At 48.4% G+C, this 12,481-nt stretch carries 14 protein-coding genes; 3 read left to right on the top strand and 11 right to left on the bottom strand.

The annotated features are described in order from the left end of the window. The first annotated feature begins 417 nt into the window (after positions 1-417). The 3 genes from GMA8713_RS17805 (at position 418) to GMA8713_RS17795 (ending at position 1,717) form a co-directional block, all read left to right on the top strand. On the top strand, positions 418-870 hold the full coding sequence (locus GMA8713_RS17805) for an Imm50 family immunity protein (RefSeq protein ID WP_198159535.1): 453 nt from the start codon (positions 418-420) through the stop codon (positions 868-870). Positions 871-997: 127 nt separating this feature from the next. Continuing rightward, positions 998-1,225, top strand: a complete 228-nt coding sequence (locus GMA8713_RS17800; RefSeq protein WP_062712789.1) for a KOW motif-containing protein — start codon at positions 998-1,000, stop codon at positions 1,223-1,225. 45 nt (positions 1,226-1,270) lie between these two features. Beyond that, the gene (locus GMA8713_RS17795) at positions 1,271-1,717 is read left to right on the top strand and encodes a hypothetical protein (protein WP_062712787.1); all 447 of its coding nucleotides are present in this window, start codon (positions 1,271-1,273) and stop codon (positions 1,715-1,717) included. Between the two features lie 234 nt (positions 1,718-1,951). Here the strand turns inward: GMA8713_RS17795 and lipA are convergent, their stop codons facing one another. The 11 genes from lipA to GMA8713_RS17740 all read right to left on the bottom strand — a co-directional run bounded on the left by lipA (position 1,952) and on the right by GMA8713_RS17740 (position 12,475). Continuing rightward, positions 1,952-2,917 (bottom strand): lipoyl synthase, encoded by a 966-nt coding sequence (gene lipA / locus GMA8713_RS17790; protein ID WP_046307631.1) that lies wholly within the window; start codon positions 2,915-2,917, stop codon positions 1,952-1,954. Beyond that, the gene (gene lipB, locus GMA8713_RS17785; RefSeq protein WP_062712785.1) at positions 2,914-3,567 is read right to left on the bottom strand and encodes a lipoyl(octanoyl) transferase LipB; all 654 of its coding nucleotides are present in this window, start codon (positions 3,565-3,567) and stop codon (positions 2,914-2,916) included. The genes lipA and lipB overlap by 4 nt, the downstream gene beginning before the upstream one ends. Positions 3,568-3,692: 125 nt before the next feature. Next, on the bottom strand, positions 3,693-3,962 hold the full coding sequence (ybeD, locus tag GMA8713_RS17780; RefSeq protein WP_002542316.1) for a DUF493 family protein YbeD: 270 nt from the start codon (positions 3,960-3,962) through the stop codon (positions 3,693-3,695). A gap of 254 nt (positions 3,963-4,216) precedes the next feature. Next, positions 4,217-5,389: a serine hydrolase gene (locus tag GMA8713_RS17775; RefSeq protein ID WP_062712784.1), complete on the bottom strand. Its 1,173-nt coding sequence runs from the start codon at positions 5,387-5,389 to the stop codon at positions 4,217-4,219. A 361-nt stretch (positions 5,390-5,750) separates the two neighbouring features. Continuing rightward, complete coding sequence (locus GMA8713_RS17770) at positions 5,751-6,566, bottom strand: septal ring lytic transglycosylase RlpA family protein (protein WP_062712782.1); 816 nt, start codon at positions 6,564-6,566, stop codon at positions 5,751-5,753. Next, positions 6,566-7,687 carry a peptidoglycan glycosyltransferase MrdB gene (gene mrdB / locus GMA8713_RS17765; RefSeq protein WP_062712780.1) on the bottom strand — a complete coding sequence of 374 codons (1,122 nt, stop codon included), beginning with the start codon at positions 7,685-7,687 and terminating at the stop codon, positions 6,566-6,568. Before mrdB ends, GMA8713_RS17770 begins: the two co-directional genes overlap by 1 nt. Next, positions 7,684-9,585, bottom strand: a complete 1,902-nt coding sequence (mrdA, locus tag GMA8713_RS17760) for a penicillin-binding protein 2 (RefSeq protein WP_062712778.1) — start codon at positions 9,583-9,585, stop codon at positions 7,684-7,686. Before mrdA ends, mrdB begins: the two co-directional genes overlap by 4 nt. A 3-nt stretch (positions 9,586-9,588) precedes the next feature. Further along, positions 9,589-10,059: a 23S rRNA (pseudouridine(1915)-N(3))-methyltransferase RlmH gene (rlmH, locus tag GMA8713_RS17755; protein ID WP_062712776.1), complete on the bottom strand. Its 471-nt coding sequence runs from the start codon at positions 10,057-10,059 to the stop codon at positions 9,589-9,591. A 4-nt stretch (positions 10,060-10,063) separates the two neighbouring features. Beyond that, complete coding sequence (gene rsfS, locus GMA8713_RS17750; protein ID WP_062712797.1) at positions 10,064-10,381, bottom strand: ribosome silencing factor; 318 nt, start codon at positions 10,379-10,381, stop codon at positions 10,064-10,066. A gap of 394 nt (positions 10,382-10,775) precedes the next feature. Continuing rightward, entirely contained in the window at positions 10,776-11,804 is a 1,029-nt protein-coding gene (gene holA, locus GMA8713_RS17745) for a DNA polymerase III subunit delta (protein WP_062712774.1), read from the bottom strand. Beyond that, the gene (locus tag GMA8713_RS17740) at positions 11,801-12,475 is read right to left on the bottom strand and encodes an LPS-assembly lipoprotein LptE (protein ID WP_062712772.1); all 675 of its coding nucleotides are present in this window, start codon (positions 12,473-12,475) and stop codon (positions 11,801-11,803) included. Before GMA8713_RS17740 ends, holA begins: the two co-directional genes overlap by 4 nt. Between the last annotated feature and the right edge of the window lie 6 nt (positions 12,476-12,481).

Below are 12,481 nucleotides of genomic sequence, written 5' to 3'. Positions count from 1 at the left end.
TGACCACTCTTCGTTACATTGTCAGAGCCGCTACTTTATTCAGGCTCCTAGGTTCATCTGGTGATACAGATGGTTCACTCGTTAAGCGGTGAACAGCGCTTCATACGACTTCACGTCGCACGCCCCAAAGTGAGTTAGTGTTTCGAACAATCCAGCACTTGAATCGACGTACAATGGCCAAATTTTTCTAATGCATTCCCTATGCATAAAAATACAGGGATATGTATATAGTAAAAATGTGAACGCTTTAAACTCGAGACGCCCGGCTTCTCATTTTTGGCCCACAAGCCAGTAAGTTAATCCACTAATTCTACTAAGCTATATGATAAAGTGTCTTAAGTGTACGCGGACTAATCGGGCGTCTCGGTTTTGGACTAAACGGGCTTTATGTCCGCTAATAAGTTGTTAGCTACCCTTATGAAATTATCAGAGTATCTTGAGAATTATAATTCAGTTGAAGAAATCTATGGCTATTGGCCATCTTTTCATGATGCTGAAATAAAAAGTGTTGCTTTAAACTCGTATTACAAGGAAGAAGAAGGTTATACCTGTCCTTATATGGAATTTACTGTGCACTGTTTTGAAATGACATCGAGCGTGAAGTCAAACGGCTATTATGAGCTAATTAAACATAACCTGATCACATTTCGATTCGAAGATATATATGATTCTGAGTTAATCGGATTTGATCATCAAAACGCCATTTTATCTTTAGAGTTTGAGATATTACCAACTAATGAGCGAGGTTTTACTCCTATTTTAGTTGAAATAGATCCTGCAAATGGCTTAGGCGGTGAATTTAAGGCATTTAGTGGTAAAGTAACAAAAGTGCTGCCGTGTGATAGCAAGGGGCACATAATAAGCGCATGAATGGGACGCTTTTTCGTGCCGCTGGCTTGTTAAAACAGCTTGAATATAGTGGGTTAAAGTAGTGTGAGTGGTTGATGGCGTCCGTTATCCGAAACGTTATGTTTCTTTAAATAGGTAGCAAGGTTGGATGTTAGACCAAAGCTTAATCGAAGACGCTTTCTATTCTGGGAAAAGAACCCTTGATGTCCCATTTGTTATAAACGATGCAGTTCTAGTGTTGTCAGGGAAGCATGCTGGAACAGAGGGGGCGGTCATATCTTATGATTTGGATGTCGCCCAAGTAGTGTACATAGTTGAAACTGGTTCTGGTGAAGATATTAGAGTAACAAAAACAGATATTCGGTTATGCGACTAATCTGGTTATCTAGGTTAAGTTGGCGTTAGGCTTATTGAGGAAACTATGAAAATATTATATTCAGGTGGTCTACAGGTTCGCTCTCATGATGCACAAGAACGCTTGTTAAATGTTAATACCTTTTTGGAAGGTGAATTTGCTTTCCACAACTTGTATCGAGAAGTTAAAGCAAGCGATTTTCCGATTGCTCAGGATTGCTTTGGCGACCAATTCCTTATTCGAGATACCTTGGTAGTAAAGTTGAATGCTGAAACTGGTGAGATTGATGAATTTGGTTGTACCTGGGAGCAGTTTTTGACTTGGGTAGACGAGGACCCAATTGAAAGATTGAATATTCCAAGCGATTTGGAGCTAAAGGTTGGTCAGCTGCTATTCGCTTACCCACCTTTCTGTACTGATGAAAGCAACAATGCATCAATAAAAGCAATTGATGGTATTGAGCTAATCAGCTTTCACGCAGATTTTGCAAGGCAGATAAATGGCCAACGTTAAGCCTAACAAATAAGAATAAGTTTTGCGCAGCCGACCCCTCTAATCCATTCTTTGCCCAAACTCAACTTATCCGAAGTGAGCTGCTACGGGTGCAATTCATAACTCAGAATTGTCCAAAACCTATTTAGAGCACCACGAGATTTACCTCTTCCCAAAGTAAACAAGCTTCGACGACCAGAAACAAAAAACGCCGAGTAATGCTCGGCGTTTTCGTATTTGGTTTCGCGTCAGCGCTTACTTGATTTCCACACCTTGCGCTTGCAGGTCTGCATGGTAAGAAGAACGCACGAAAGGACCACAGGCTGCGTGAGTAAAGCCCAGCTCCAGCGCAATCTCTTTCAGTTCATCAAACTCTTCTGGCGGCACGTAGCGCTCAACCGGCAGGTGGTGACGGCTTGGTGCCAAATACTGGCCCAGTGTCAGCATAGTCACACCGTGTGCGCGCAGATCTTTCAGTACTTCGATGATCTCTTCTTTGGTCTCACCCAGACCCATCATCAGACCGGATTTGGTTGGGACGTTTGGATGCATCTCGCCGAATTTCTTCAGCAGCTCCAGAGACCATTTGTAGTTCGCACCCGGACGCGCTTTACGGTATAGGCGTGGTGCGGTTTCCAGATTGTGGTTAAACACATCTGGTGGATTGTCTTTCAGCAATTCCAGCGCGGTATCCATGCGGCCACGGAAGTCAGGCACCAGTGTTTCGATGCGGATTTCTGGGTTAAGCGCACGGATTTCGCGGGTACAGTCAGCAAAGTGTTTTGCGCCACCATCACGAAGATCATCACGGTCTACTGAAGTGACAACCACGTATTTCAGCTTCATGTCGCTGATGGTTTTTGCCAGTTTTGCTGGCTCATTTTCATCAGGCTGATTTGGACGGCCGTGTGCCACATCGCAGAACGGACAGCGACGGGTACAAATCGCGCCCAGAATCATGAAGGTCGCGGTGCCGTGGTTGAAACATTCCGCCAGGTTAGGGCAGGACGCTTCTTCGCATACCGAATGCAGATTGTTTTTGCGAAGCGCAGACTTGATGTCTTGGATACGCTTGCTGTCCGCAGGCAGCTTGATCTTCATCCACTCAGGTTTGCGCAGCATCTCTTTTTGTTCGGTCGGCATGTTCTTGACCGGGATGAGCGCCATTTTGTCTGCGTCGCGGTACTTAACACCGCGTTCCATCTGGATCGGTTTGCTCATAGTTGATTGCTTTCTGTTAGGGACTCGACCTGATCATAGCCCAGATGCGAAGTCAGTTTTTCTACTAACACAGGGTATAGCTCGGCCAGTGATGCCGGGCCCCCTAAATCGACGGTTTGTGTCATTGCCATGCCTTCATAACCGCAAGGGTTGATACGAAGGAAAGGAGACAAGTCCATATTGACGTTAAGCGCCAGCCCATGGAAAGAGCAGCCTCGGCGGATACGAAGACCCAGCGAGCAAATTTTGTCGTTACCCACATACACGCCCGGCGCATCAGGACGCGCACGGGATTCAATACCGTAATGAGCGAGCGTGTCGATCACAATATTCTCAATCGAAGTGACCAGCTCTCGCACACCCAGCTTTTTGCGTTTCAGATCGATCAGGAAGTAGGCCACCTGCTGGCCTGGACCATGGTAAGTCACCTGGCCACCACGATCACTCTGTACTACCGGGATATCCCCCGTTGCTAACAAGTGTTCAGCTTTTCCCGCCTGTCCTTGGGTAAACACAGGTTCGTGCTCTACCAGCCAGATTTCGTCAGTTGTATCGGCGTTACGTTCGTCAGTGAAAGCATGCATGTCTTTCCACGTAGGTTCGTAAGGACGCAATCCGAGTTGTCTGATAATGAGGCGGTTCTGCTGCAATGTATACCTACTAGGATTGAATGTTGTGGGGTGAGTTGTCTCAGTCACGACATTATAATGACAGACGGCTGAAATAACAGCCGCCTAATCGTATGGGTATTGTGGTTCTTTGGTCTGATAGCGGATTACAGAACCATACGCACGATTTCAATGTCACCCAGTTCTTTGTACAGCGTTTCAACTTGTTCGATAGAAGTGGCTGTAATGGTGACTGAAACTGCGTTGTAAGTGCCTTTGCCGCTTGGCTTAACGCTTGGGCTGTAATCGCCCGGCGCGTGGCGCTGGATCACTTCCAAAACCAGATCTGTCAGCTCTGGCTTCGCGTATCCCATGACCTTGTAAGTGAACTTACACGGGAATTCCAGCAGGTCTTTTAGTTTTGGTTGCTCTTGCATTTATAACTCCAGAATTGGTTACAGATCTTTCTCTGTTGACCCAAAATATATGTGCAGATGATCACGCAATTTGTTGGGAACGAATAGTAATCGTCCTGTGTTGAGAAAACAAGTTGGTGACTTTTTCTTGTACCGAAACAACCTTAAGGTGCCGGATTAAGCTAGCATCGTCAGGTCGTCTGAGTATATATGGGGCCGAGAAGGGAAATAAAAAGGGCAGCCATTGGTTGCCCCTGAAAGTCATATCTTGAGTCTTAGAACAAGTTCTTGAAGAACATGATGATGTAGTCCATCAGACGGCTGAACAAGCCACCTTCCTGCACATCATTCAATGCTACCAATGGGTATTCCGCGATGTCTTCACCGTCAACCTGGTAGTAAAGCTTACCAACAACATCGCCTTTCGCGATTGGTGCTTCCAGTGTTTTCTCAAGTACAAAGCTTGCTTCCAAGTCTTTTGCCTTACCGCGTGGCAGGGTCACGTAGGTGTCTTTAGAAACGCCCAGTGCAACTTGGTCGGTGTCGCCCATCCACACTTTCTCAGTCACGAAGGTTTCGTTCGCTTTGTGTGGTGCGACGGTTTCGAAGAAACGGAAGCCGTAGTTCAGCAGTTTCTTACTTTCAGCCTTACGTGCGTTTGCACTGTTGGTGCCCATGACAACCGCAACCAGACGCATGTCACCTTCGGTTGCTGAACTGACCAGGCTGTAGCCTGCTTTGTCAGTGTGGCCGGTTTTGATGCCGTCCACGTTCATGCTCTTGTCCCATAGCAGGCCGTTACGGTTGTACTGGGTAATGCCGTTATAGGTGTAAGACTTCTCGTTGTAAATGCGGTACTCGTCCGGCACGTCTCGGATCAATGCCTGACCTAACAGCGCCATGTCATAAGGCGTGGTGTAGAGGTCATCATCATCTAGACCATGGGAGTTCGAAAACTTGGTGTCATTCATACCCAGGGTTTTCGCCCAACCATTCATCAGGTCGACAAACGAGTCTTCAGAACCTGCAATGTGCTCAGCCATTGCCACACAAGCATCATTACCAGATTGGATGATGATACCGCGATTCAGGTCTTCCACTTTTACCGTGGTGCCGACTTCGATGAACATCTTCGAGCTGCCAGGGAAGTTTTTCGCCCAGGCGTTTTTGCTGATAACGACATCATCATCAAGGCTGATGTTGCCGCGTTCAACTTCCTGACCGATCACATAGCTGGTCATCATTTTGGTCAGGCTGGCCGGGTTAAGACGTTCGTAGGCGTTGTTTTCCGCCAGGATCTTACCCGAGTTGTAATCCATCAGTACGTACCCTTTTGCCGCGATTTGAGGCGCATCCGGGACGACGGTTGGGGCTGCAACGGCTGCAGCAGAAGAAAATACAGCAGTCGATAAGACTAAAGAGCGCAACAATGAGGGTGATTTTTTCATAGATTTAGGTACTTACTTGGTATTTCTTCAGTCAAAAAACTGCCGACACTATAACAGATAGCCTGTGCAGTGTCAGACAGGGTTACAACAACTTTATAGGGTCTGTTGACCTTTGGTGGTGAAATTTTGTTCTAGCGAAAAGCGTTTTAGGCGCGGCGAGGTGTGTGCAGCCTAGTCATTCTAAGCAAACACACCTAAACAAAGCATAAAACGCTTTTAGCAGAACCCTTTGGGCAGCGTTTGTGGCAACTTTCTTCTGCGTTATCAGCTTCTCATGTAGGCGAGCTACACATCGAAGCTTCTGCCTTGAATAAAGCCACCACAAACTGCTGCAAAAATTATCACCAAAGGCCAACAGACCCTAATTACTGACACCCGAATTCTTGCCCGGTTCATCAGCAATTGGCTCAACAACGACGAATGCCTCATTTATTTGCTGTTCTCTGGCAAGCAATGCGGCTTTTTGTGTTTGGTCGTAGTCATAGAATGGCCCTAAACGCACGCGATAAACACTGCCGGACTGGTTGATATCTGTTGGCAACTCGAATTGCTTCTTGAATGTGTCCGCGGCCTTCTCCGCTTTGTCCCGACTGGATATCGCTACCAGTTGTACAAAATAGCGGTTAAGGCGGGCTCCTTGCCACTCATTATTGTCCTGAGGTTTGTCAACCTTGAGTAGTGTCACTTTTACAGGGGCTGTCCCGGTTTTGAGGATGTCGAGTTTGGATGCTGCGGCATAGCTCAGGTCAATGATTCGCCCTTCGTGAAAAGGACCGCGGTCATTGACGCGAACAATCGCTTTTTTGCCGTTGGCAGTGTTTTCTACTTCCACATAACTAGGTAGTGGCAGTGTTTTATGAGCCGCAGACATAGAGAACATGTCATAAATCTCGCCATTTGAGGTTTTGTGACCATGGAACTTCTTACCATACCATGAAGCAATGCCCTCCCCGTTGTAACTCTCAGGGTTTGTCATCACTTGATAACTTTCACCGCGGACGGTGTAGTCCTTGTTACCCGCTCGGCTGTAAGGCTCGTATCGTGGCTGTGCATCTTCGACATGATCCAGCGTAGGAATGGCTTCCGGTGCTTTGTCATGTTCCAGGCTGTAGCGGTCATCATTTTGTGTGGCACAGCCGGAAAGAATGAGAGCGGTAATCAGAAAAACTTTTTTCATTACAGGGCCTTAGAAAGCATTTTTCTATGGGTGTGAATAGACATTAAGATGCCGAAACCTGCCATTAGAGTCACCATGGAGGTACCGCCATAGCTGACAAGAGGTAGGGGAACACCAACGACAGGTAATATGCCACTTACCATGCCAATGTTAACAAAGACATAAACGAAGAAACTAAGTACTATGCTGCCTGCCATCATACGACCAAACGCCGTTTGCGCGCGGCTGGCTATTAACAGGCCGCGGCCGATGATGAAAAGGTAAAGTGCTAGCAAACATGAGATACCAATCATGCCCCATTCTTCAGCAATGACGGCGAAGATAAAGTCGGTATGGCGTTCTGGCAGGAACTCCAACTGAGATTGTGTGCCCTGAAGCCACCCTTTACCGCCAATTCCACCGGAACCAATGGCAATTTTTGACTGGATGATGTGGTAACCCGCGCCTAATGGGTCGGATTCCGGATCAAACAGGGTGCGAACGCGGACTCGCTGGTATTCGCGCATCAGGAAGAACCAAAGTACTGGGATGAAAGCCGCTACCAAAGTAACAGCCCCTAAGATGATTCGCCAACTGATGCCTGATAGAAACAAAACAAAAATACCGGAAGCCGCGATCAGAATAGAGGTGCCGAGATCGGGTTGCTTAGCGATGAGAATAGTCGGCACAAACACCATGACTAGACCAATTACCAACGTCTGGAAACGCGGTGGCAACGGCTCTTTGCCGATAAAGCGCGCGACCATCAAAGGGACCGCTAACTTAATCAATTCAGAAGGCTGAAAAGTAATGACTCCTAAGTCCAGCCACCGTTGAGCACCTTTGGCGGTTTCACCGAACAGCAATACAGCTATCAGCATCAACAGCCCTGTTACGTAGAGATAGGGCGCCCAAAACTCATAATGCCGCGGAGAGATTTGAGCGAGGAAAAACATCACTCCCAACGAAAGAAAGATCCGGAAAACCTGACGCTCCATCATAGCAATGCTCTGGCCACTGGCACTCCACATCACTATGAGGCCAAAGCCCATCAGAGCCAGGATACCAAGCAAAAGAGGCAAGTCTATGTGCAACCGCTCAAACACAGTCTTCTTCTGACCCGTGGATGCAAACAAGCTCATTGGACTTGCTCCTCCTTCTTATCAGCGTTCTTATTGTTTTTGTAGCCATCAACCAGCATATGGTCGAAGATGCGGCGGGCAATAGGGGCGCCATTACTGGAGCCACCACCGGCATTTTCCAAAACCATAGAGACAATCACTTCCGGATCCTCAAAGGGTGCAAAGCCGGTATAAAGCGCATGGTCACGTAGATGCTCCGCGATTTCATCCGCGTTATACTCTTCGTCTTCACCCAGACCAAAAACCTGTGCAGTACCTGATTTACCACCAGTGACGTATTCTGCATTGGCAAAAGCGCGGCGAGCGGTCCCTTTTTTGCCATGGTTGACGAGGCGCATTCCTTCTAGAGCGGCATCCCAGTATTTCTCATCTACGTTTTCAATCGGTGGATAGGGAGAAAATGGTGCTATTTCCATGACACCTTCGTTCTCGATACGTTGGAGTAGGTGAGGAGGGTTTACTTCACCACGGTTCACCAATACTGAGGTTGCTTTAGCGATTTGCATTGGGGTAGCCGTCCAATACCCTTGACCGATGCCGACTGGGATCGTGTCACCCTTGTACCAAGGCTGGCGATGACGGGCCATTTTCCACTCTCTGGTCGGCATGTTGGCTTTGCTTTCTTCATGGATGTCAATACCCGTGTAATCGCCGAAACCAAAGCGACTCATCCAGGTAGATAGCTTATCGATGCCCAAGTCATAGGCAATTTGATAGAAGAAAGTATCCACCGACTCTTCAATCGATTGAACGATATTTACCCGACCATGACCCCATGCGAGCCAGTCACGGAAAGGTCGTGAGGTTGAGTTTGGTAAACGCCAGTAACCTGGGTCGTTTCTCGTGGTATTCAGCGTGATGGCTTTTTCTTCCAGCGCCGCAACGGCAATGAAAGGCTTAATCGTGGATGCGGGGGGATAGATGCCCAAAGTGGCGCGATTCACCAGCGGACGGTTTTTGTCATTCAGTAATTTGCGGTAGTTTTTGCCAGAAATACCGTGAACGAAAAGGTTCGGGTCATAGCTTGGCGTCGATACCATAGCCAGTACTGAAGAGTCTTTAGGATCAAGTACCACAACTGCACCACGGCGATCGCCGAGGATAGAGCGGATGTACAACTGCAGGTCAACATCAAGGTTAAGTACCAGATCTTTGCCCGGCTCTGGCGGCACATACTTTAGCGTGCGGATAATGCGTCCACGGCTGTTGACTTCCACTTCCTGATAACCGGCGGTTCCGTGTAATTCAGATTCGTAGAAGCGCTCTATGCCGAGTTTTCCTATATCGCGGGTCGCTTTGTAGTTATTAAGCACACCCTCACGATCAAGACGGTTAATGTCTTTATCGTTGATTTTTGCCACATAACCCAAAACGTGTGTCAGCGCGTCACCATAAGGATAGTAACGCTTTAAGTAACCTTTGATCTCAACACCAGGAAACTTGTGTTGGTTGGCAGAGAAAATGGCCACTTCCTCTTCCGTCATCTGGTTTTTCAGTGTGACGGCGTTAAAACGGCGGGTACGTTTCTTGTCGCGCTCGAAAGCCCGGATTTCGTTTTCTGAAATAGGCAGCAATTCCTGCAAGCTGGCAATGATGCCGGGAATGTCTTTCACCTGCTCGGGTGTGATTTCCAATGCATAAACAGGGCGGTTTTCTGCTAGCAATTTTCCATTGCGGTCGTAAACCAATCCACGGTTTGGCGCTACGGGAACGACCTTGATACGGTTGTCGTTGGAGCGGGTGATGTAATCATCATGATCTTCTACCTGAATGTTATACAGGTTGAAAAGCAGGACGCCGACAAGAACGAGAATACCGCCGAAAGCCACTACGGCCCGGCGGAAAAAGAGGGAAGACTCGGCCTGATGATCGCGTATAGGACTACGCTTGTGCTTCATGAATTATTCCCGGTGATAAGGGTGATTTGCTGTTATGCTCCAGGCGCGGTAGAGACTTTCAGCCATCACCACACGTACCAGCGGGTGAGGAAGTGTCAACGGAGACAACGACCAACTTTGGTCAGCAGCTGCTTTACAAGCCGGTGCCAAACCTTCAGGGCCTCCAATCAGAATAGACACGTCTCGAGCATCTAACTTCCAGCTCTCCAGCTGCTCTGCGAGTTGCTCTGTGTCCCAGCGCTTGCCCGGAATATCCAACGTCACAATGCGGCTACCTTTTGGAACGGCTGCCAACATGGCTTCCCCTTCTTTTTGCAGAATACGCGCGATATCGGCATTTTTGCCGCGCTTACCCGCAGGGATTTCTACCAGCTCCAGTGGCATGTCTTTTGGGAAGCGGCGGCTATATTCTTTATAGCCTTCCTCGACCCATTTCGGCATCTTAGTGCCGACCGCAATCAGTTGTAACTTCATTGCGTCAGTTCCACAGCTTTTCTAGCTGGTACAACTGACGTTGTTCATCCTGCATGATATGAAGCATCACATCACCGAGATCCAGTACAACCCATTCGCCTTCGTTTTCACCTTCCATACCCAGAGTATCTACGTTGGCCGCGCGTGCCTCATCGGCGACGTGTTCTGCAATGGACGAAACGTGGCGCTTGGAGTTACCTGTGCATAGCACCATAAAGTCGGTAATGCTGCTCTTCTCACGGACGTCAAGAGTGACGATGTCTGCCGCTTTCATATCATCTGCTTTATCGACAACAAAGTCTTGAAGTTGTTCCGGAAGCAATGTTTTCCCCTTATCGGTGTTCAGTGCATTGTTCTGCAAAAAGTGCAGGACAGTCCTTTTGTAGGGGCTGTTGACCTTTGGTGGTTGAATTTTGTTCTAGCCATAAGAGTTTTAGGCGCGGCGAGGTGTGTGCCGCCTAGTCATTCTAAGCCAATATACCTCAACAAAGCATAAAACGCTTAGGGCAGAACCCTTCGGGCAGCGTTTGTGGGGAATTTCTGCTGCGTTATCGGCTTCTCATGTAGGCTAGCTACACATCGAAACCTCTGCCTTGCATAAAATCCCCACAAACTGCTGCAAAAACCATCACCAAAGATCAACAGCCCCTAAGACGAATCTAAAATTATACCACTGGCTGTGATGAATAGAATACAGCGGTGTCGCGGTTTTACAGTCAGTTGACAGGCGATAGCGAAAGCGGATGACCACACATCTCAAGACAAAACGCGGAAAGTGCTGGCCAAGGTTGGCTGTCGAAATCGGTTTTCACCATCACTTCGATAGCTGCAAGGCTTTGCAGAAGGTGCATCAGCGTTGGCAACGTCAAACGGTGAAGCGCCGCAGTCATCGCAGGGCGGCGAGTTTGCCAGACCCGGAAATGGTCAAAAATTTTGCTAAGACCCATGCCAGACGCGCCGTACTCCTGCATTTTGCACAGCTGGATCAGTTCTTTCTGGATGACCCGCAGCAAGATGGTGATTTCCACGCCTTCAGCTTCGAGCTGACGAACGATACGCACGGCTCGCTTGGCTTTGCCTTCAATCAGTGCGTCGGTGAGCTGGAATGGCGTGTAGTGGTTGTGACGTGATAAAGCATCCTGAAGCCTTGGCAGTGTCAGTTCACCGTCTGGATAGAGCAGTTGAAGTTTCATCAGGCTTTGCGACAGTGCCAGAAGGTTACCTTCATGCCATTGTGCCAGAAGCATCACAGACTCGTGATCCGGATGCAGTCCCAGACTGTGACAGCGATTCTCTATGAATCGTGGCAGCTGTCTGCCATCAGGTGTGTTGCATGGCACATGCAAACCGTTTGCCTGGAAACTGGTGAACCACTTGGCTGATTCCTGCTTTTTGTTCAGGCGAGGACCATCGAGGATCAAAACCAAATCCTGATGCAGCATAGGTTGCAGTTCTTTCAGCGCATTCGCTTGAGCCGTGGTCAGCGGGTTTTCAGGTAATGTCAGAATGATGATTTGTCGGCTGGCGAACAGACTCAGTGCCTGACAAACGTCGTAAACGTCCTGCCAGTTAAGCTGGCTATCGATGACGAAGCGGTGCTTCTCATCGAAGCCCTGTTTTTGGGCGGCATCAATAATGCTTTGCTTGGATTCTTCTTTCAGCAGCGGCTCGTTGCCGAAGATGAGATAGGTCTGACACAGCCCCTGATTAAGACGCTGTGTCAGTTGCTCTGGGTATATCCTCATTGTGTGCTTTCTTCACCGCTGGTGGTGAAGCTCGAAAGAGGCTTACCGCGGGTTTCGTCATCTTTGCCATCGAAACGGGTCTCAATGGTCATCGACGATTTTTCTTCATCCACACCCTGATACAGTTCACGCAGTGCTTTTTCTTCTGCCTCTTTACGCTCAAAGGCTTCGATGTGCGCATTCAGACGGGCAAGCTGTCGCATGATTTGTTTGGTTGCTTCTACACGCATCTCTTGCGCCAGCATTTCTTCTTCCACGGACTTCGCAAGCGCAGTCAGCGGGTTATCCAAGTATGTGCGGCTGAGGGACGTTGAGAAGCTGTAACTGCCCTTTTCCGGTACGGTCACAGAATAGCTGACGGTATACGCGAACTGTTTCTCTGCCACGCGGCTGTTTTGGTACAAAGACAGGGTACTTTCACCGTAGCTCTCCCCATTCAGTCTGAGGTTCGACACGGTTGCCGCAGGAGGAACAAGCTGAATGTCATGCTGGCGGAGCTGGAATTTCATTTCTCTGGTCAGTTTGCCGTATTGGTCAAAACTTGTCACAGAAAGGGTTTGGATCTCCGTCGGCAGATTGTAGCTGCCACGAAGGTGGAATCCGCAAGAAGCGGTGGCCAGAGCGGCCACCACAACTAGCAGGGTTCGGAGAGAGCGAAAGATCGATTTCACCGAATA

Origin of the sequence: Grimontia marina, from assembly GCF_900060185.1 — a bacterium.
In the GTDB taxonomy this organism is placed as follows: domain Bacteria; phylum Pseudomonadota; class Gammaproteobacteria; order Enterobacterales; family Vibrionaceae; genus Enterovibrio; species Enterovibrio marinus.
Note: the sequence above shows the minus strand (reverse complement) of the source record. Positions and strands in the feature narration are given on the sequence as shown.